At 40.6% G+C, this 20,206-nt stretch carries 18 protein-coding genes; 5 read left to right on the forward strand and 13 right to left on the reverse strand.

Features of this window, described 5'->3' with window-relative positions:
• Positions 1-452 precede the first annotated feature (452 nt).
• The 3 genes from ED652_RS15805 to ED652_RS15815 are packed head-to-tail and all read left to right on the forward strand — an operon-like array spanning position 453 to position 3,773.
• Positions 453-1,487 (forward strand): TauD/TfdA family dioxygenase, encoded by a 1,035-nt coding sequence (locus tag ED652_RS15805; RefSeq protein WP_102555023.1) that lies wholly within the window; start codon positions 453-455, stop codon positions 1,485-1,487.
• On the forward strand, positions 1,478-2,629 hold the full coding sequence (locus ED652_RS15810) for an MFS transporter (protein ID WP_102278956.1): 1,152 nt from the start codon (positions 1,478-1,480) through the stop codon (positions 2,627-2,629). The genes ED652_RS15805 and ED652_RS15810 overlap by 10 nt, the downstream gene beginning before the upstream one ends.
• A complete protein-coding gene (locus tag ED652_RS15815) occupies positions 2,598-3,773 on the forward strand; it encodes an acetyl-CoA carboxylase biotin carboxylase subunit family protein (RefSeq protein WP_102278955.1) in 1,176 nt (391 codons plus the stop codon). The genes ED652_RS15810 and ED652_RS15815 overlap by 32 nt, the downstream gene beginning before the upstream one ends.
• Positions 3,774-4,503: 730 nt before the next feature.
• On the opposite strand, the gene ED652_RS15820 is transcribed toward ED652_RS15815, so the two are convergent.
• The 12 genes from ED652_RS15820 to ftnA all read right to left on the reverse strand — a co-directional run bounded on the left by ED652_RS15820 (position 4,504) and on the right by ftnA (position 17,909).
• Complete coding sequence (locus tag ED652_RS15820; protein WP_122055436.1) at positions 4,504-4,722, reverse strand: hypothetical protein; 219 nt, start codon at positions 4,720-4,722, stop codon at positions 4,504-4,506.
• Positions 4,723-4,843: 121 nt separating this feature from the next.
• Positions 4,844-5,935 (reverse strand): hypothetical protein, encoded by a 1,092-nt coding sequence (locus ED652_RS15825; RefSeq protein ID WP_122055437.1) that lies wholly within the window; start codon positions 5,933-5,935, stop codon positions 4,844-4,846.
• A 687-nt stretch (positions 5,936-6,622) separates the two neighbouring features.
• Entirely contained in the window at positions 6,623-7,039 is a 417-nt protein-coding gene (locus ED652_RS15830; RefSeq protein ID WP_102278949.1) for a hypothetical protein, read from the reverse strand.
• Positions 7,033-8,898 (reverse strand): DEAD/DEAH box helicase, encoded by a 1,866-nt coding sequence (locus ED652_RS15835; protein ID WP_102278948.1) that lies wholly within the window; start codon positions 8,896-8,898, stop codon positions 7,033-7,035. Before ED652_RS15835 ends, ED652_RS15830 begins: the two co-directional genes overlap by 7 nt.
• 166 nt (positions 8,899-9,064) lie before the next feature.
• A complete protein-coding gene (locus tag ED652_RS15840; protein WP_102278946.1) occupies positions 9,065-9,382 on the reverse strand; it encodes a hypothetical protein in 318 nt (105 codons plus the stop codon).
• Between the two features lie 55 nt (positions 9,383-9,437).
• On the reverse strand, positions 9,438-11,021 hold the full coding sequence (locus ED652_RS15845; protein ID WP_102278945.1) for a TnsD family Tn7-like transposition protein: 1,584 nt from the start codon (positions 11,019-11,021) through the stop codon (positions 9,438-9,440).
• 32 nt (positions 11,022-11,053) lie between these two features.
• Positions 11,054-12,478, reverse strand: a complete 1,425-nt coding sequence (locus ED652_RS15850; protein WP_122055438.1) for an ATP-binding protein — start codon at positions 12,476-12,478, stop codon at positions 11,054-11,056.
• On the reverse strand, positions 12,475-14,613 hold the full coding sequence (locus ED652_RS15855; RefSeq protein WP_122055439.1) for a Mu transposase C-terminal domain-containing protein: 2,139 nt from the start codon (positions 14,611-14,613) through the stop codon (positions 12,475-12,477). Before ED652_RS15855 ends, ED652_RS15850 begins: the two co-directional genes overlap by 4 nt.
• Positions 14,600-15,427 carry a TnsA endonuclease N-terminal domain-containing protein gene (locus tag ED652_RS15860; RefSeq protein WP_102278939.1) on the reverse strand — a complete coding sequence of 276 codons (828 nt, stop codon included), beginning with the start codon at positions 15,425-15,427 and terminating at the stop codon, positions 14,600-14,602. The genes ED652_RS15855 and ED652_RS15860 overlap by 14 nt, the downstream gene beginning before the upstream one ends.
• Before the next feature lie 132 nt (positions 15,428-15,559).
• Entirely contained in the window at positions 15,560-16,753 is a 1,194-nt protein-coding gene (locus ED652_RS15865; protein ID WP_102384222.1) for an NAD(P)/FAD-dependent oxidoreductase, read from the reverse strand.
• A gap of 236 nt (positions 16,754-16,989) precedes the next feature.
• Entirely contained in the window at positions 16,990-17,313 is a 324-nt protein-coding gene (gene uspB / locus ED652_RS15870; RefSeq protein WP_009848060.1) for a universal stress protein UspB, read from the reverse strand.
• Positions 17,314-17,381: 68 nt separating this feature from the next.
• Positions 17,382-17,909 (reverse strand): non-heme ferritin, encoded by a 528-nt coding sequence (gene ftnA / locus ED652_RS15875; protein WP_017109234.1) that lies wholly within the window; start codon positions 17,907-17,909, stop codon positions 17,382-17,384.
• Between the two features lie 188 nt (positions 17,910-18,097).
• On the opposite strand from ftnA, the gene uspA reads away from it, so the two are divergent.
• A complete protein-coding gene (gene uspA, locus ED652_RS15880; protein WP_004735555.1) occupies positions 18,098-18,532 on the forward strand; it encodes a universal stress protein UspA in 435 nt (144 codons plus the stop codon).
• A 52-nt stretch (positions 18,533-18,584) separates the two neighbouring features.
• Positions 18,585-19,463 (forward strand): carboxylate/amino acid/amine transporter, encoded by an 879-nt coding sequence (locus ED652_RS15885; RefSeq protein WP_122055440.1) that lies wholly within the window; start codon positions 18,585-18,587, stop codon positions 19,461-19,463.
• A gap of 147 nt (positions 19,464-19,610) precedes the next feature.
• On the opposite strand, the gene ED652_RS15890 is transcribed toward ED652_RS15885, so the two are convergent.
• Positions 19,611-20,186, reverse strand: a complete 576-nt coding sequence (locus ED652_RS15890; protein WP_122055441.1) for a hypothetical protein — start codon at positions 20,184-20,186, stop codon at positions 19,611-19,613.
• Positions 20,187-20,206 lie beyond the last annotated feature (20 nt).

Raw genomic sequence — 20,206 nt, forward strand, 5'->3', positions numbered from 1 at the left:
AAATTATTTTGAACCCTACTATTGTAGGACTTAGGGTTGGGGAGTCCAATTATCTAAGTTGACATTTTACGCGACATACGGAACAGGGTAAGCCTGTATATCTCCGGCTCTTCTCCTCTTTGAACAGTCACATCAACAATTTCTGCTACCGTCTGGACCAAGCTTGAGACTCTGTATATCGTCGAATAATCAAGTACGAAGGGCTGGAATATCCTCTCTTTACATCAAGCGCAAAGCCTCATTTCTTAAAAAGGTTTAAACCTCCATCGAAAACGATTCAATAAGCTCTTAGCTTCATTAATGCCAATTTATCATTTACAAAAAAACTTAATGATAAAATTTATTTCATAAATTTTATAAAAATAGTTGCAGATCTACAATGCGCATAATAAGGTAACGCCCGCCCAACAAGAGAGACAATATTTTAACAAATAAAAATTGGTTTTTTACAAATGAATATAATAACAAAATGTCAAGAGGTAGTGCTTTCGGATTGTGAAAGGGATCTTTTAAAGTCGCTTCTTCTTAATTATTCATATCCAAAGCATGGGTATAATGAATACTTGAAGGGCCTCAAAAAAGAGCTCTTCAAGCACCTCCCTGAGAGTCTACTTGAAGCCGCATTTAACTATGAGCAGTCGTTTCATCCTCCTGCTGCAATTGTGTTTAAAAACTTGCCAACAGACTCAGAGCTACCGTTAACACCTTTTTGCCCAAACAATGTTGAAGGTAAAAATACAAGCGTCAGCGAAAATTTGCTTTGCGTGCTTGCTATGTTGTTTGGTGAACCTTATGCCATATCTACCGAGAGCCTCAACTTGGTCAATAACCTTATCCCAAAAAAGACAGACTTGAATAAGTTCACAGGGCTAGGTTCAAGAAGAACACTTGATTACCATATTGAGAACTCTGCGATGCGGTATATCTTCAAAGACAGTTGCACTCCTAAAGGACTATTGATCGGCGGCTTGCGAAACGAAATTAATACTCCTCCCTTCACCCAGGTATCAGATGCACGCGTTGCATTAAAACGATTAACCGATGAGCAAGTAAAAGTTCTTCAATCAAAAGCTTTTATCATCCGTGTACCTAAACGCTGGCGTGAAGTATTACCGGAAAAGCATATCCAAACTAATCCTGTTCCTATGGTTGAAGGCTCAATTGAACGCCCAATAGTTAATGCTGCTTTTTACGATGATATGGTTGACCCCATTACTTCAGAGGCATCTCAGGCTTTTGAAGCGTTCAGAGAAGCGATTAAAGATGTAGGACTTAACTTTGTTGTTGAAGAAGGGACCGCCATTTTCATAAATAACCGTGTTGCTCTTCATTCAAGAACAGCCTTTGAACCTCACTTTGATGAGAACGACCGCCCAAGCAGGTGGTTACAGCGCGTATTTGTCACCGATCACCTTTGGGGATTTAGAGATTGGCAATGTGACAAAGATCGAGTGTTTACACCAGGAAATAATGTTTTATGCGAGTAACAGGAATATACCTACCAATTGCTTTTACTTCCTTAATTCAAGGTGGTGCCGCCCTATTCGCAGTTTATCTCTCAACACGAGGATATAGCGTTTCAGAAACGGTGTTGCCACTGAGCTTGATGGGGGTGGGTGGTTTACTTGGTTCTTTTTTGGGAGGTATTCTTTCAGATTACATAAAACCTCGCCTTGTCGGTATGTTGCTTGCTGCTATGTGGCTGTTTATGCCTCTAGGTTTCAATACAGACAATTATTTTTTCGTCTGCGGTGTAATGCTTCTGGTAGGTTTTTCACTTTCATCATTACGCACTATCTACCTAGCTGTCATTACAAGTCAGTATACTGGAGAGGAAGTTGAACTTCGGTTATCCCATCGCCGACTTATATTGAACTTAGGCGTTGCAGCAGGTAGCTCACTTATTGGATACGTATTGAAGTATGAACATACGTTGTTTAGCTATTACTTCATGATAGTAGGTGCACTAACGTTGGTATCTACTGCGTTCTTACCCAATAATTCACCGAATAAAGAAGGCAAGCAAGCTGTGGAAGGAAGCCACCAAAGTCGCTACTCAGACTATGTATTTCTGTTATTGGCTTTGTTTCTAACATTACTTTCTTTTGGATTAATACCAAACCTGTATGCCTTGTATTTAAAGGAGGATGTTGGACTTAGTGAAGTCGTGCTAGGCAATATGTTTGCGATAAGTGGTGTGCTCATTGCTATTTTGCAAGTACCAATGACTAAGTGGTTGAAGAATATCAGTGGCAAAGTTAAGTCTTTGATTGGTATGGGGCTAATTGGTGTTGGGGTTGGTGGAGCACAACTCATCCAAACTGACTGGCATTTATATCTTTCAACCGCAATATGGACATTAGGTGAAATTGTTCTCTTTGTGCCAATTCTCAAAGAACTACTAAAAGTAACCCCATTAACTAATGGGAAGACCATTGCGTCTTACCAGATAGCTTTCTCTGCCTCCGAGATTTTAGCACCACTTCTAGGGGGGGCATTAATCCTCATTAACTACCAGGCACTTTGGAACGTTGTTTTAGGTTCCACAGCTATTTCAATAGGTATTACAGCCTACCTATGCCTCAAGGAAAAGAATAATGAATATTATCTCAATCAATACCGCGCTTAAAACTAACAGTATTTCTTCAGAATATCTAGGTGATCACCGTTGCTTTGTTTTTATTGAGTGCAATGAACTCGATAAACTTGCTCCACACATTAAGGAGAAAGCGGAAGTTGTGATCACCTACAACTCGTTTCCTGAACTCTGTGAATTAGCGTCAAATCTGAATTTAACTGCTCTTGATACACGTGTGTTTTGTGTATCCGAAGATTACATGGTCCCAGCCTCTGAAGTGAGATTATCACTTGGTTTAGCCGGACTTCAACCTTCGTCAGCCAGTCGATTCAGAGACAAAACAGTAATGAAGGATGTTCTTAGAACCTCAGGGCTTCGAGTCCCTCATTTTGGTCACTTTGATAAAACTTTATCATATGATGAAGTTACTTCACGCGTAGGTACTCCATTTGTACTAAAACCTATCGATGCCCTCGGTGCCCTCGGTGTGTATATCATCAAATCAGAGTCAGAGTTTGCCAATACGATCAATATGATTGGTGATGAGTGTTATGAGTATGAAGAATTCATCTCTGGCCGACTGTATCATGTAGATACGCTTCTAAAAGAAGGTAAAGTGGTTTTCAATGTTGCTTGCGAGTACACCGCTCCGAATCTGGACTTTCAAAAAGGTGTGCCAATCATCTCTATACCTTTACTGGAGAATGATGAACTTGCAATCAAATTAAAAGCATTCGCTCTAGATTGCATTTGTGCTCTTGGCCTTGAATCTGGTCCAGCTCATACGGAAGTATTTCTGCTCGATAATGGTGAACTGGTTTTCCTAGAGTCAGCAGCAAGAACTCCGGGGGCAGTTATTGTTCCAATGTATGAGAAGCAGTTTGGATTCAATATGATTGAGGCCGCACTTCAAATCGAAATTGGTGATACGCCTTATATTCCTATTAGTACCTCAAACAATTACTACTTCTCAGGCATCTTCCCAACGAAGCAAGGTATTCTATCGAAGCAGCTCACGCTACCAATTCAATCAGAATACAACATTCAATGGAAAGTAAGCGAAGGAGAATTAATGCCCAAAGTGGCGAGTCTTCGCAACATATCAGCATCCATTTTGGTGGAAAACAACTGTTACGAAAGTTTAATGAACGACTTTAAATCACTTATTACGTGCGTTCCGTTCGAGTCTCATTGAGTGTAAAGAGAGCCATAAAGTGGCTACTTTACTTCCGTTATTGTAGCGGTTTGACCTAATAAACCACCGAGCTAGACTTTATCCGCCCATTCCTGCTAACAGTAGTTTGGAATGGGCTTGAAGCTCGTGGGCTAAATATGAAACTCCCAAACCTTTACAGTTCCTTATCAATATTAAATAGACTCACGCAGCTTAGCATGCCCGACAGCTATCAAGTCGCTAGATCATGCCAAAGGACAAAGGGGATTGAGTATTGCAACAAAGTCCTTAATTATGAGTTTTGATAATGATGATCTGCACCATTAAGATTGAACACTAGGCTAAGCGATTTTTGCCATACTTCAGGTAATTTACATTTTACTAAATTAGTAACATCATTAAGGCACTTCTGTCCAGAGACGTGTTACCACACCATGTTTTGGGGCAAGAACGCCTTAGTGCTAAGACTCTAAAGCGTTTGCGCCCCTAAACGGTTCAGGAGGCATAGTGCAAGCAATAGAACTAACTAATGCTCACACTTTGATGCGACGCTGATATCTCAGCCCCTCACACAGCTAATATGAGGCTTCTACATAATGGCTCATACTAATTGTAGAACCTTACGATAATCATCTAAAGACTCTAGCTTTCGTCCACGACTCATTTGTAATCCAATAAAGTTTATCTTCTTAAAGCATAGTTACATGTTGCATGTTTTAACTCTTATGCTTCCCTTTTTTACAAAGCTTACCTAAATTAGTATTTCTCCCTGTTTAACGAGTAAACAGAACCTTTCGTAATCATGTTGATAAACGTAAATAGGGTGAGGGACTGCAACACCAATCAAAAAACGCTCAAAGGCTTCTTGCCACTCATCAGGTAAATCCCTCGGGTCTACAACCATAAAAGGGACGCTAGGAAGTTTTTGAGGTTGCAAAAAAGGAAACTCATACTCATCGGCCCCTAACATAATTACACTCTTACATTTCATTATTTATGAAGTAAAGTATAGCCGAAATAAGTGACAAGACGGGAACCTCCTCACGCAACCTTGTTGCACAAATCAATTTTCGTCGTCCGGTTATTTCTTCCTATTTTGAAAAGAAGAAACTTGTATTCTGACCTATGTATTCTCTGTAAATTATCTTGTCACATAGGTTCATTTCTTCTCTTAAGTTCTGTTGAACAATCGAGCAAACCACAGGGATAGAACATGATGCGAAACAATTGATCTCGAGGCATTTTTGACAATCATTTTCATTATGAACCATGAACGGAATAAACACTGTTTCTCGAGACTTAATACCGCAAGGAATAATAATGGTTTTACTATGTGTATTGATAAAGTCTAAATAATGATTTGAATAGACCTTTTGTATCGCTTTTAGAATCAGGCCTAAATGAACATGTGCTGCGTTACGGAAACGACCATCATCATGCAGTAACCACACAAGAACACGAGCTCTATCATCAACACCACATTCTCCAGCAACTTTCTCATCAATCAAGTGAAGGCGCTTCCTTATCCATTTTTGGAAAATTTCCGCTAAGCATGGGGAAGCCTTTACAGCGAATTTGAGCAATGTTTTTTCTATCTGGTATCTACGAATTTCGTAAGAGTGCATTCTGGCAGGAAAGTGACCTGATAAGATTTTTTGAAGATAATCATAAGGGTTGAAAAGTGGGTAGTCTATATTTTGTAGTGTCTGATGATGTTGAACGCAAAAATCACTACATAACCAACAGGCCTTAAAATAACCGAAGCCAAATTCCCTAATCTGTGCACGTATACAATCTGGACAAAACTTAATGATGTAGTAACCAGACTGTTGAGAAGCCCCTCTCCCTTTATAAAACGTATCATTCAACCTTGATAAAAAGTATTGAGGATTACTGAAAATAGCCCTAGTTTCTTTAACAATGTGAGAATTCATAACCAACACTAAAAGATGATGTTCTTCATATTGTTGATACAGGTGGACTATAGAATCTAGTACGCCAGGTTGCCTCACCCAATATCCACTTTTACTTACGATATTAGATACATCCGAGGCACCATAAACAATATGATGCCTTAAAATAAAGCTATGTGCAGACTCGTCTGAAGGACTTATTATCATATTTAACTTATTACCCCATACTAAACTCACCTCGCCCTTGGCCAAAATTGTGCTAGATATCAAAAGTGACAGCCTCCTTCCGCATGTAGAGCAGGGGAGCTAAAGCTCCAAACCTTTTATACAAATCGTACTCAAAAATTAAGGAAGTCTTATCACCATGACTTTGATGACCAAGATTGGATAGAAAGGCCATCACCGCTATCTCTCTTTCCTGTGCTTCAATATCGTTGCAAGGTTACTATCGTATAGTTATAAGTCGCTTGAACAGGTACATTTCCGACCAAACTATAATGTTCTCTGACTGGTCGTAGATCTCTGTGCCCTGACGTGAGATAGGATTACCTTATCCCCCCGAACCATTACTCCATCACTCACAAGGGATAGAATGGTTTTATCAACGAATATAAAATTTGCAACAACTGCCGAGGAATTCAATTAGACATAGAATCGACATTTGGTTAATTCTATGTCGCTTCATTAACCTTGATTTAGTAGACATAGAATCGACATTTTGTCGATTCTATGTCGCAGTTCTGTTGAAAGTTAAACCCGAAGATGACGAGCTTGATAAGACACTTTTAATGCTTTGCTTGACACAGCAACAATAAAGCATCGAAGTTAATAAAATTAGAAAGAAACTACGCAACTTCGATTCAAACGTAACACAATGCAATGCGCTCTATAAATATTGCCTGATAAAAACACTTGGAGTACAAAAGGAGAAGCTGTTAGCTTCTCCTTCTGAAGGGATTATGCAGCGATAGAACTGTTGGTAAAGGCTTTCAAATCTTGAGGAAGTGTTTCAATTAAAGATTCTCTAGCAGTTGTAGATGGAACTAAACTCAATAATTCAGATAAGATACTCATCAAGTCATCATATCTATCCCATTGAACTTTATAGCGGCTCTTCCCTACCTTTTGTTCAACTCTATCAAGTTGTTTTGCTTCATTGTACGTATACCTCATAACATTCAAAATCAATTGTCCTTCATCATCCAACTCCTCGAATGTAAAGGTCATAGTTAATAGGTTTTTTTTCTTAGATAAACTCATATCTACATAGTTATCTTCGAAAACAGTATCAGCTATATCGCTTGGTTGAACCCCTTTTGCAAGATAGGTAGCGATAAGCTTATCTGTCAAAATTTGTATTTTTTCATTTAACATGACAACATTTTCCTAAGCTCATCCATAAGCAACGGTACTAGGTCTAATGATTGTAGCAAAGCCTTGTTATCTCGGCCGTTAACTGGACCAAATTTTTTTGCTAACTTCAAATTTGCGTATCGAACCAGAAGACCATCATTTGGAGTATCTAATTTCAGGTGCGGGATTATACCCTTAAACTTAGGGGCCAATTCAAATGATTTTTCGCCTAAAGCACAATCACTCAAGACATTAGCTACCTCGTCTTGAATCTTCTTAGTTAACAATTTTCTAATTTGTTTTCGAGCGATATCAGGTCGTTTTTCAATAAGAGCAGGATCTATCTCAGCATCTGATATCTTGGTGGTTTCAGTCTCAATAAGTTTACTCTTGATGACTGCAATTTGGTCATCTTCTACACCAGCATCCTTTAGAGCTTCTAATGTTTTAGAAACCTTTTCGTTCACTTCCGCACGCTTTTGTTCAAAAAGAACATTAAAGTCTAAATCACTCAAGTAAGAATCTTGATCACTTACAAACGAATCGTCAGTAACAATTCCAGCAAGGCTACTCGTCCTTTGAGAATAGTCTCTGCTAAGCTCGGTATAATCTCTGGCCCGCTGTTGCTTAGCTCGATCAACTTCTTTTTGGAATTTATCCCACATGAAGTTCAAGCCCGTCTCTTCGTGATAAATCACGACAGCGTTATTATCTATTTCAAAGGCAGTTATCTCATTTTCAGGAATAGCTCGAAGCACTCTTCCGATAACTTGAGCAAAAGCATTGATGCTACGATATGGTCTAAACATAGCGAGAATAGTAAGGTAATGGTGATCATAGCCTTCCATAAGCATGTTGACAGAGATAACTACCTGGCACTCATGATTATTAATTTTCTGGAATGAAGAATCTACTTCTTCGGGCTCCATATCGCTATGAACGATGACACTCTCTAGCCCCCTAGCTTTATACCATCTTAGTAAGTCTTCAGCATGTTTTATGCTACAACCTACAGCAAGAATTTTGTGAGGAACTTTAGGGCTGGCAGCTTTTAGTTCCTGTAATCGAGCAATACTATTGTCAATTACATCTAACGAGCATTCTTCAGAAAGAGCCACGCTTTTTTCTAACCATTCCCTATCTTTGAACTGTAAAACTTCGTCTTTTGTTAAAGATACCCCCGGCATTTCTGCTACGGTAAAGCGCAACTGATGAGCGTTGACTGTTTCTTTTCTTAACCATTTTACGTAACGATCCCTCATCACTTCAGATAGAGGGGTTTCATGAATTCTGTCACCTGGCACTGGTTGATTATCACCTCGATAAGGGGTGCCAGTAACATGAAGTTTTTTAGCTTGAGGGAAATAACTAAGAACCTCTTGCCAAGTTCCAGCAGGCGCATGATGAGCTTCATCAACTATTATCATGTCAAAAAATTCTGAATCAACAATTGGTCGATTCAAAAGTCCTGTTTTTCTTCCACTCGATAGCTTCTGAATATTTGAATACACAATATTACTTTCAAACAAATGTTCATCGGAAAGATCATTACTGTATTCAGAAACAATAGGTAGATGTATAGGGTTAAAAATCACATCAAGGTTTACCCAAAAGTTGTCATCTAAAACTTCTTGAGTCTTCTGAATACTCTGCTTTGTCACTAAGCCAGGGGTTATAATCAAAACTCTTCCACTACAAATCCCATATGGAGCAATTGATATCAATCCGCTCTTACCGGTACCCGTAGGCAAAACAACAAGAGCCTCTCCATTAGGACTCTCAGCAAAGTAGTTCTGTATTTTTAGATAAGCTTCAACTTGAGGACTTCGAAGCTTATGGTTTGATTCAATGTTAACGGGGGTAATTTGAAAATAGGACATGACAACCTTTCTATGCATATAGTTTATATACCAATTATTTATTATAAAAACTGAGCAAACAATGATCAGTTCCTAAAAATGTAGAAAAGCACGCCTTCCTGCTCAGCATTATTCGAAGTAAATCAATTAGGTTAACGTAAGGTCCCAGCCTAGAAAGCCAACATTTTCACCTTACGAGCAAACTCTCGATGTTTTGGTGAACATCCTCAAGGTCTGATAAGCGTCCCGATACAATTATACTAAGAGGAGTTCTTTGGGAAAAAAATTCGTTGCCGTTTTCGCTACCCATGAAATTATTAATATTCTCCGGATTGCTGAATATTTGTCGAAGAGATGCATGTATGTTGAGGATATGACTCACTCTTGTAGCAGCCTCCAAGTCATCATCACCCAAAATCACATCAATTTCCTCCTGACTCGCTCCCCACTGTTCTAGTAGCCTTCTGGCAACTTTCACCCCAACTTCTAATTGTTTGCAGCTCATACACTCTCCTTATGAAACATATGAAATTGAATTAAAGATTTAGCAATGCACTTCCCTACTCGTCTTCATGGCTTTCATTTTGCTGCCTATGTGTCCTTAAAAGCTTCATAGTTATTGGTAGTTTATGTTGTTTTGAAGTTAGCCATCCATGCCCCCCTAACCTGCGGTCTAACTCTGCATAAGTCAAAGCCCTTCCATTTTCAAATATCCACTCGGACACTTTCTGAAAAATCTCTTTGTCTCTAGCCACCCAATCCACCCGATCAATATGGTACGCTCTCTGAGGAATCGGAAGAACTAATTCAAGCCACTCAGGATCATGCTGATAAAGCCAATAAAATGCAGCTTCGCAATGCTTCTTTACTTCTTGCCGGCATGAATTTGGATAGACCTTCACGAACTTAAAAATCGAATATTTGTACCTTCGCTTGAGCGATTCTCTCTTGCACTTTCTCCGCCACTCCACCAACCCATAGGTTGTTGATATAATTAATTCAATACTACCTACCGACACACCAAACCTTTTAGCAATCACATTGCGATGAAAGCCCTTATAAGCCAACCTTGCGATGGATTCTTTTAGTCTGTCTGTAATCTTTTTTGGTTTTAAATTGACTGGGATCTTAAACTTCAAGGCGATAGTTTTAACGTAGCATCTACTTTTCCCAATTTCTCGGCTTACTGCAGCCATGGATAACCCTGATTTTAATAGTTCACAACAACACTCCTCATACTCAAGTTCTTTAGAGGGGGGAGGGCTTACATTGTTATGAAAGATCTTATCAGACAAACATTGAGACAAATAAAACTCCAACAAGAGGTGCTTGAATGGATGTTGTGGGTATTGACCTAAAAGCAAGGATGAGAAGTATCGAAAGTCAGTTCGAGAGCGAGGATATAGATAAGATGGACGCGGTGACAATTGCGCTGATACTTCAAACACCCCCAACGCAAGTGCTTTTCTTTTAACCCGACCAGCGTTGGTCAAGCCCCCCTTCCCTTTTAACTCTCGTCGATACAAGTCAGAAAACACTTCCTTTCTACTTCGTTCATTACGAATTACGTTCAATTTTAGCTCTGTATATTCGGCAAATTTCATCGCCAAACTTCCACAGCTTTCTGACTGAACACTAGGATTCGGGAGAAAGTGGCTATCCGTATGAGAACGACTAGGAAGCTCACTCTGAACTAACCAAGTATTGTGCTTTGAGCATGCCCATAGACCAGGAATTTGATGTGTACAGTGCCAATAAGCAACACCATAGTTACGCATATCTTCTTGTGCACACTCGGGGCAATATTTTGCGACTAAATGCTCTCTTTCTCGAAAAGTTGATAGCTGACAAGCCCTTATTAAATCATTAGAGCTAGCAAAGTCATCATTAATTCCAGTGCTATATCGAGGCAAATAATAAGCAAATAAGGGACGTAATGTCTGATACCTCAGCAAGCTCCCCGTCGATTCCTCAGTAAATCGACTAAGATTAGCTAAATGAGCGGTCAGGTAAGGATGAACAGCTGCTCTTCCATCCCCCAGTAAGCGCAGTAAGGACTGATTACGTGACGTACCCGAGAGCGCTAAGTAACGGCATATTCGACTAAATAGAGATTCATCAGGAAGCACTTGAGGCAGCCACATAACCAACCCCTTTTTAAAGAGTGATAACTAACTCAACTATAAGATAACTCCAACAAAGGATCGTCTAACAGGACTTTACGAGATCTTAAATAACGTATAGGTTCATCCATACTGGCCGCCTGCTGAAATAAGTTCGGGTTGTCAATTCGGCTTAATAAATCAACTGCACCTACAAGCTCTATGAGTTGCGCTGAAAACTCTGGGTGCTGAGGTTTTGTGATATCACCCGTTTTATCAGTGTTTATTGCAGCGACTTTCCCGTCTTGCTTAATTCGTCGTTGCTTACCGCTAGGCAAAGCAACTGTACTTTTTAGCTTGTGAACTTCGGCTGTTTGTCGTGATAACCCACAAGCAACGGCATTACCCGATTCAAGTGTAGCAACAGTGATTCTTTCATCATCACTTCCAATAACCAACCGCTGAGCCTCTCGATATGTACGACTTGCCATATCAATATTACCAACCGAAAGTTTGTGAAGCGTATCATTTAGTTCGTCATTCAGCTCTGTATATACATTGGTCCACTGGTAATTCCAAAGCTGTCCTATGAAAGCCTTCCAAGAGTCACTCTCCTTCTCAAGGGCTGACATAGTGTGATGATAACCACTTTCAGCACGCCTGGCCGCTTTTAGCTCTTTGATTAATGTCTGGTCAAATGGTGGATTTGCCACAAAGAATAAAGGGATCCCTAATTTATTTACCAATCTGTGTAAGAATTTAAGAAGGTTATTTTCACCTCCAGTGCGTTTGAACTGAAGGTTTTGCATCTCATCAATGACTAACATCCCAAGAAAGCTTGATTTAATGCATTGCTCCATCTGACGAACAAGAGCTCCAATCGTCCCTGCTGGCTTAGTTTTCTCTCGGTCCAGAGCAAGATCTAAAGAAGATAATATTTCTTCGCATAAATCCCTTACACTTGAGTTACTAGGACAATCAACCTTAATCCAAACCACTTGCTTTCTCAGTCCTAGTGTCTGACCATGATATCGATCGTGTTCAATAACATTTGGAAAGTAACCCAAGACTTGCTCAATCATGGATGTCTTGCCGACACCACTTTCACCGATCAGAGTCAATCCATCACCTTTAGGTTGAAAAAAACCAGTACGTGGTTCGACATCTGGCCTTTCATCTACCAAGTAGTGTAAATATTGTGCAGTTGTAGGTTTGAGTGGGTTCTTAACTGAGTATCCCTTTTTGATTGCTCTTTCTACCGCTCTAAAGCATGCTTCATAGTCCGTAAGTGGCTGTCTAATCTCTTCAATTCGATTTAAGTACTCATCTCGAACTAAAGGGTTTTTATCATCTGCAATATCTTCGGCATAATCTGGATAATTACTAAACTCCTCCATCACCTCTTCCCAACTTCTCTTTGGTCGAAGAGCTTCTATTAATGGGTTCCCTTGATGCTCAGGTAGGATTGCATCATGATAGATTGCCCTCTCCACTCTCATGACTTGCCTCCTTTGGTTCTTCTTTTTCTCCCCTTTGGTAGAGGAATAACCTTGCTACCTGTAAGTGGAGCTTTTGAGACTTCAATTAAGGCTGAATTATTGCTCTCAGAGGTAAGCACATTCGTTGTTGCAGCAAGTTCATCCTTACGATGCTGACGGACATTTTTTGTTTTATCTGCAAACGTCATTTTTTCAGAGTTTTTATTGCGTTTCTTCGCATCGCACGTCACTTGCTGTCGATGCTGATGATCGTCGATTGAAGCTACGCTTATGGGAGCTAATTCTTTTTTTGAATCAAGCCAATCCTGTATAAAATCTGATTCGAACATGGATTTATTGCTAAACATACGACTACGAGGCAAAAGTTCGCAACGGATAAAACCTTTATTTTTGTCTAGCCGTACATAAATGTGGTTTGTCGTATTTTCATCAACTCGAGCTTCTAAACGCCATTGACCGGACGACCTTGCTACAGATGCCAAATCACGCTCTTCAAGTTCTGAGCAAGAGTAATATAACCCATTAAAGTGAATCCCACTTCGCGTCATACTGACTTCAGCCGGAGGGAGTAAACGAGCTATCACTTCATCAGAGTTTGCAGATTGAAGCTCATGTTTATGCTTCACGACATGAATTTTCCAGTAATTCAGAGGGCTTGGGGCCAAATCATTCTCTATTAATAATGGACTAGAAAAGGCTAAGCCATCTAGGATTGAACGATTATGTTCTAGTATCGCTTTTATTATTTCAACCGTAACTTCCTTAAGCGTATATGAAGCAACTTTTCTGGGGTCTTGGTGACCTCGAACAACGAAGCCACCTCTTGTTGTTCCTGGTAACTCATGAAGTACTTCTTTATTAATAATATCAAATCGTTTCTCTACCACACCTTTGCAGTCTGGCCTATATGGTGGAGTAAATGATAATTGAGTCATTGGTGTCAGTGCTTTTTTGGGTTGTACCCCTATCATTTCACCATTGTCACAAACCAACTCTTTGGGGATATGGGCGCAAGGCCACTCTGAATCCTGTATATATATACCAAAGCCCTTACAGTAATCAGATTTAGGTAAGAAACTATTCGTTAGTGCCTGGCGCGCTGCTCTCCATGAAGCATGATAGAGTGACACATGCATACCAACTATCATTCGACTTGCTCTGTCTGCAACGATATATATCGTCGGGCGTCCTAAGACATACTGAGACCCTAACTCGGAGACGATGTGCACATCCGCAACGGTTGCATCAATTTCAAAGTGAGATCCAGGCAAATAACTTCTATCAATTATACTGCCTAGCACACCTCTTTTATTTCTGAGGTAATCATTCTCAGAGGTTCGTTGTTTGATTGTTTGTTCTTTACTAAATAGCTTTGTTCGCCAATAACTAAACTGTTTTTTGGTTGGGACTAAAGGAGGCCTACCACAAGCTTCAGCTAATTTTATCTCTTTTGAATAGCTATCTTTAAGCAAGTTGTCATAAGTTTTTGCCAGCGTCAGCCCTAATTCTTTGAGGTAATATTTCTTTAACGCTTTTTTGAATTTTTTCTTGTCGCCATCACTAACAATAAATGTGTTTGCTCTATCAATAGCTATGGTTCTTGGTTGTTTTGGTGATCCCAAGGGTTTCGTTGTTGGAGCTCGCTCCCGCCCAGAACCTCCACTTTTCGAAAAGGCGGGCAAGAGAGCCATTTTGTCCTGCCCATTTCGCCAGTATAAGCTCAGTAATCTAGCTAGAGCTTTACTGTATGTACCGACTTTCTTTGCATGCGGTGTCAAATAACTAGAACGTTGTCTTGTCGCATAATCGAAGAGAAACTCTCTATCGACAATCAACCCTTTAATCAACTCAAAGTTCTTGTCACGTTTAACAATGTAATTCTCTGGAACACTGTCTTCATCAACTAAGAGATAGCTTGGTAATGCATACTGCGATATTTTAGCTTGGTGATTTGAAGCAAGTTCTATAAATCCATCCAGAGAAATTGCTACTGGCTTAGCTGTTGTTGACGTATCTGAAAGTGGGTATAGAACAATAGACTCAACCTCCAACATAATATCCAACAAACGATAGAGACCATCTTCGAGCAACTCCGAGTCATTCACACTCCAAACGCTATTTCTAGGAAGCTCCATATAGAATACCTCCTTGCTGTTTAGCAACATACTTCACCTCAATGATCCCGGATTCAGGGATATTAGTCGATAGATCAACATCGATAAATTTATCTGCTATAAGGAAACGAATTATCAACAAGGCGTCATCATGAGAGGTAACATTCATTGAAGTCATCTGATTACAAAGGTCTTCAATAAAGTATTGCCCAGCGCTAATCAAAGAGAGAGCACAATTAATTTGCTCACAAGAAAAGTTCGTTGGGTTTTCGCGAAAAGGGGATGTGGCCCAGTGAAGATTACTGCTCTGAACTCTCGTTAGTTCATTTCCTGTAAAGTAACTGAACTTAACTCCAAGTAACTCCCAACAAACTCGCTCGATATCTATTTTTTCTAGTACACGTAGATCACCCGAATCATCTTCGGGTTTTACAGAAATTGCATGATATATAGTGCCTTGAGGGGAGTCTATCGTGAGCAACTGATCCGTTGTCATGATAATAGGCTCTTTAGATTGAGGGTGTTTAGGGTGTTCTACACCAAGTGTTTTAGCTATTTTTTGCGTGTAATTTAAAGGAAAAAGTGGAAATTGCTCTCTAATATCAATCACACTATTTGAAAACTCAGCAAGGTAGAAATGCTCACTTTCAATTGAAGACATCATATGGTGCTCTCGTTGAGACTTTCTACCATAGATCAGTGAACGTGTACCTTTGGATTTTACATCCTGAATCCTAAGCCAAGGTTTGTAGTTAAAACCTTGCCCAATCCCGTATTTATTCTTTAATGCTCGTTCAAAATCTTTAAACGATTCTAGTTTCCGCCCACGTCCCATACTCAATCCAGTAAAGATCACCTACTTTCATCATAGTAACCAAGCTCACTACAGACAAACTCTATTGTCCCAAAACACCTTAAGGGACAAACTATTTGGCTAAGAGACAAACTTTATTGTCTCTACACACACCTAAACCCACTGGCCTGCTGCGAAGCCTGAGCTCCAACACCATTGGAAGTTATAACCACCTAACCAACCTGTTACGTCCATTACTTCACCGATGAAGTAGAGGCCAGAAACCGTCTTACATTCCATCGTTTTTGAAGAGAGGTGATTGGTGTCTACACCGCCTAAAGTCACTTCAGCCGTTCGGTAGCCTTCAGTGCCATTGGGTGCAATTTTCCAGTTCTCTAGATGCTCTACAATTTCATTTAGCTGCTTTTCGTTGAACTGTTTGAGCGGCTTGTCTTCAAGCTCTTTACGGTCAATCAACACCTCAACAAAACGCTTTGGTAATGCTTTCGCTAAGGTATTTTTCAGGCTCTGATTTGGGTGTTTCTCGCGAGAGTTAGCCAGTAACTCCGCCACATCCACTTCTGGTACTAGATTAATCGAAACCGACTGACCCGCTTTCCAGAATGAAGAGATTTGCAGTACCGAAGGGCCAGATAGACCGCGGTGAGTAAACAACAGCGCTTCTTTGAATAAAGTGCCGTCTTGCGCGGTGATCTCGGCAGGAATCGCGATGCCAGAAAGCTCAGCAAAGGCTTCTTTGTCTTCTTTATGCAGAGTAAATGGCACCAAACCTGCGGTTGTTGGTACCACAGATAAACCAAACTGCTCAGCCACTTTATAACCAAATGGCGTCGCGCCCAGTTTTGGCATTGAAAGGCCACCGGTTGCAATCACCAATGAATCACACTCAACTTCATCGGTGTTGAGATGCATCTTGAAGCCAGCGTCTGTTTTCTCAATCGAATGAACATCACAACGGTAACGCTCTTCAACCTTTGCTTGCTTACACTCTGCTAGCAACATGGTGACGATATCTTTTGAGTTATGGTCATTCACACAGAACAATTGCCCGTGATCACGCTCTTCAAACTCAATACCATGTTTGTAGATCATCGAAATGAAATCCCAATTGGTATATTGAGCCAGTGCAGATTTAACAAAGTGGGGGTTTTGACTTAAAAAGTTTTTTGCTGTGACATCATAGTTAGTAAAGTTACAGCGACCGCCACCAGCAATAAGGATTTTTCTTCCCGGTTTTTTGGCATGATCTACGACGAGCACTCGTCGGCCGCGCTTGCCTGCTTCTGCTGCACACATCAAGCCAGCTGCACCTGCGCCAATTACGATTACGTCAAATTTTTCACTCATTGCGGTTCTGCTTTCTTCACTTTTGCATCACGAAGCACGCCTTGTGCCCATAACGCCACCAATAAAAAAGGATGTGCATAACAGCACATCCTTACTAATTGCTCGCTATTCTAACGGCAATTTTCAACTTTGCAATTGATGTTCATTCGCGCAAATTCTGGCCAGTTCCCATAAGCCAATATGGATGACCGATTCAACGAACTGAGTTCTAGTTAATCACTCAATTCATCTGGAATTTAAACGATGAATGAAGACAGCAACGTTACACCCAACAGAGCGGAAGAGAGTATAAATAACTGTCTTACACGATCACACTTCGACGTAAAAACTTCGTCGTGATGATGGTGATACTCTTTGCTTTTGATGTAACTAAACAGGCGAACCTGCTTGGTCATATTGCCATGAGTTGTGAAGAATCCACCTCCGTCTACTTGTTGATAAAGTAGAGGATGTGCTTCTCGCATAATATAAATGAGTGTTCTCAGCGCAGTAAAATAACGCGCCCAGTTCACACATGTCACAACCATTAGTGCAAATAGAATAGTGTCGCCGCTGATCATCCTTTCCTCCCTACATCTTCAAGGGAAGACTCAAAAGAAAAAGATAATCAGTGTCTTTTTCTTACAGCCTAAACTGCAGGAGCTTCCATAATTGAAGATGAACCATCTTTTGCCAATTGCGCTAGGTCTTTATCAATAAAGAACAGTGCTTTACCGTCTTCACCAACGAGCTCTAGCTTATCCAATACACCTTTAAACAACTTCTCTTCTTCGTGTTGCTCTGCAACGTACCATTGCAGGAAGTTAAAGGTTGAGTAATCTTGTGATGTGAAAGCAACGTGAGCCAGTTTGTTGATTTTTTCAGTGATCATTTGCTCATGTTCGTATGTTTCACGGAACACGGCACCAAGGCTGTCGAATTCATGTTTTGGCGCTTCAATCGCACCTAGAATTGGCATTGCACCTGTTTCACTAACGTAAGTGAAAAGACGCTGCATGTGTTCCATTTCTTCTACTGCATGAACACGCAGAAACTCTGCTGCACCTTCAAATCCTTTGTCTTCACACCAAGCACTCATTTGTAAGTATAGGTTGGATGAGAAAAATTCTAGATTAATTTGATCGTTGAGTTGATCAACCATTGTTTTAGACAGCATTAAAGTCTCCTGATTACACCTTAGTTTTCTCTACTATATCACTATTTAATGAATATCTCGCTGACCATTACTTAACCAACAATTCGAAGAACCAGTACGCAAGACGATGGATATGAGATCACTTCAGCAAAAAAAGCCATCGCATAGTGCTAATCTTTAAACAGACAATGAATAAAGGAGGTAGCGATATGAGTTACAAACATATTTTGGTCGCGGTCGATTTATCAGAAGACAGCAAATTAATTGTGGATAAAGCGGTAGCATTGGCAAAGCCATTGGAAGCCAAAGTCTCTTTTATCCATATCGATATTAACTATGCCGAGCTGTATACCGGCCTAATCGATATCAACATGGCGGAAACTCAGCATAACGCGATGGAAGCATCTCGGGTTCAGCTGCAAAACTTTGCTGAGCATGCTCAATACCCGATCACCCACACCTTAGTGGGCAGTGGCGACCTGAGTCATGAGCTGTGTGACACCATCAACGAGTTCAATGTTGATTTAGTGGTTTGTGGTCACCATCAAGACTTCTGGAGCAAACTGCTTTCTTCAACACGACAACTGATCAACGCCTCTCCAGTTGATATGCTGGTCGTGCCTCTAAGAGATTCAGAAGACTAATGATTTAAGGTTAGGTAACATACAGCTCATATCTTATTAACGAAGTTTTACTATGAGCTATTTAGCTGGTGTTACCCTCCTATGGGCCTTCTCCTTTAGCCTGATCGGCGTCTACCTTGCTGGTCAGGTTGATGCTTGGTTCTCTGTTTTGATGCGTGTTGCCCTTGCGGGTCTCGTATTTCTTCCCTTCCTTAAGTTTCGTGGCGTCTCACGTAAGCTGATCGCTAAATTGATGGCTATTGGTGGTATTCAGCTTGGGCTGATGTATTGCTTCTATTATCAGTCGTTCTTGCTGCTGTCTGTTCCTGAAGTCCTTTTGTTTACCGTCTTTACCCCAATTTATGTCACGCTTATTTATGACTTTCTCAAAGGGCAGTTCTCACCTTGGTACCTAGTGACTGCTGCTATTGCGGTATTAGGCGCAGTGTTTATTAAATTCGCGGGCATCAATGAAAACTTTTTAGTCGGCTTCCTTGTCGTGCAAGGCGCGAACCTATGCTTTGCCATCGGTCAGGTCGGCTACAAGGTGGTAATGGAAAAAGAAGCGACTGAATTACCTCAACACACGGTGTTTGGTTATTTTTATCTAGGCGCTCTGTGTGTGGCTTCAGTTGCTTTCATGCTATTGGGTAACCCAGAGAAACTGCCTACGACCACACTTCAATGGGGAATCCTGCTTTACCTCGGCTTAATTGCTTCAGGGCTGGGTTACTTTATGTGGAACAAAGGCGCGTGCATGGTAAACGCTGGCGCACTTGCCGTGATGAACAATGTGTTAGTCCCAGCGGGTCTCGTGGTGAATATCCTTATCTGGAATAGAGATGTAGACCTAGTACGACTTTCCATTGGTGGTGGGGTTATCTTGCTGTCTTTGTGTGTTAACGAGACTTGGGTTAAGAAGCGTGTTGCGAGAGATGCTAGCAATGCCTAGCGCGTTAAGCTGACAAGCTTTATTTAGCTAACAAGATTTATTTGACTAGCAAGATTCTTATTTAAAATAATACCCAGAAAGCAAAAGAGCGACCGTAGGTCGCTCTTTTTAAATCATTTATGTAGCAATAAGCTCTTCGAATTAACTTCAGTGGATATGATTGTGGCTCACTACCTGAGTCTTGGTTTCAGTGAAGGCGACGTCATCAAGTTGTAGGTTGATGCGTTCAAGGTCGCTTTCCAATTTTTGGCTTTTCTTAAACAGCTTTTGTTGCTTCTTAATCATCTTCGCTAGCTTTTTGTTGTACTTCTCTTGTTTCTTCGCCGCTTTCTTCGCTTGTTTGAGTTCAGCTTTCTCATCACCGCTCGCCTTCGCCATCAATTTTTTCAGCTTGGCTTTCTTCAACGCAACTTTATCAGCCGTCTCTACGATAGCAGGATCAAAGATTTGTACCGTTGACTCAGCGCTGTCCATGACCTCGATAAGAGAAACTTCTGGAGTTGGCAATGTTTCGGCAAGTAGACCACACGCGACTTTTTCTTCAACGGGTTTATTCTGACAATCAATCGGTGGGATTGCTGTTGGTTTGCATAGGTTCGCTTGATCCGACGATGAACGCGCACAAGAACGACACACAAACTTAGGTTGGGTAACCAAGCCGTGGATCTCGCCTAGGTGTTCAGTGATATCTCGACGGTTTAACTTACAAAAGCGTTTAGCCATGCTACAACTCCAGCTAAGAA

It is taken from the genome of Vibrio sp. Evd11 (assembly GCF_900382755.1).
GTDB lineage: Bacteria > Pseudomonadota > Gammaproteobacteria > Enterobacterales > Vibrionaceae > Vibrio > Vibrio lentus.

Bases quoted from the DNA above. Each gene is read 5' to 3' on its own strand.
- ED652_RS15815 (WP_102278955.1), top strand. From the start codon at position 2,598: ATGAATATTATCTCAATCAATACCGCGCTTAAAACTAACAGTATTTCT.
- ED652_RS15865 (WP_102384222.1), bottom strand. From the start codon at position 16,753: ATGAGTGAAAAATTTGACGTAATCGTAATTGGCGCAGGTGCAGCTGGC.
- ED652_RS15855 (WP_122055439.1), bottom strand. From the start codon at position 14,613: ATGGAGCTTCCTAGAAATAGCGTTTGGAGTGTGAATGACTCGGAGTTG.
- ED652_RS15850 (WP_122055438.1), bottom strand. From the start codon at position 12,478: ATGAGAGTGGAGAGGGCAATCTATCATGATGCAATCCTACCTGAGCAT.
- ED652_RS15810 (WP_102278956.1), top strand. From the start codon at position 1,478: ATGCGAGTAACAGGAATATACCTACCAATTGCTTTTACTTCCTTAATT.
- uspB (WP_009848060.1), bottom strand. From the start codon at position 17,313: ATGATCAGCGGCGACACTATTCTATTTGCACTAATGGTTGTGACATGT.
- ED652_RS15805 (WP_102555023.1), top strand. From the start codon at position 453: ATGAATATAATAACAAAATGTCAAGAGGTAGTGCTTTCGGATTGTGAA.
- ED652_RS15840 (WP_102278946.1), bottom strand. From the start codon at position 9,382: ATGAGCTGCAAACAATTAGAAGTTGGGGTGAAAGTTGCCAGAAGGCTA.
- ED652_RS15860 (WP_102278939.1), bottom strand. From the start codon at position 15,427: ATGGGACGTGGGCGGAAACTAGAATCGTTTAAAGATTTTGAACGAGCA.
- ED652_RS15845 (WP_102278945.1), bottom strand. From the start codon at position 11,021: ATGTGGCTGCCTCAAGTGCTTCCTGATGAATCTCTATTTAGTCGAATA.
- ED652_RS15890 (WP_122055441.1), bottom strand. From the start codon at position 20,186: ATGGCTAAACGCTTTTGTAAGTTAAACCGTCGAGATATCACTGAACAC.
- ED652_RS15830 (WP_102278949.1), bottom strand. From the start codon at position 7,039: ATGTTAAATGAAAAAATACAAATTTTGACAGATAAGCTTATCGCTACC.
- ED652_RS15885 (WP_122055440.1), top strand. From the start codon at position 18,585: ATGAGCTATTTAGCTGGTGTTACCCTCCTATGGGCCTTCTCCTTTAGC.
- ftnA (WP_017109234.1), bottom strand. From the start codon at position 17,909: ATGCTGTCTAAAACAATGGTTGATCAACTCAACGATCAAATTAATCTA.
- ED652_RS15820 (WP_122055436.1), bottom strand. From the start codon at position 4,722: ATGTTAGGGGCCGATGAGTATGAGTTTCCTTTTTTGCAACCTCAAAAA.
- uspA (WP_004735555.1), top strand. From the start codon at position 18,098: ATGAGTTACAAACATATTTTGGTCGCGGTCGATTTATCAGAAGACAGC.
- ED652_RS15835 (WP_102278948.1), bottom strand. From the start codon at position 8,898: ATGTCCTATTTTCAAATTACCCCCGTTAACATTGAATCAAACCATAAG.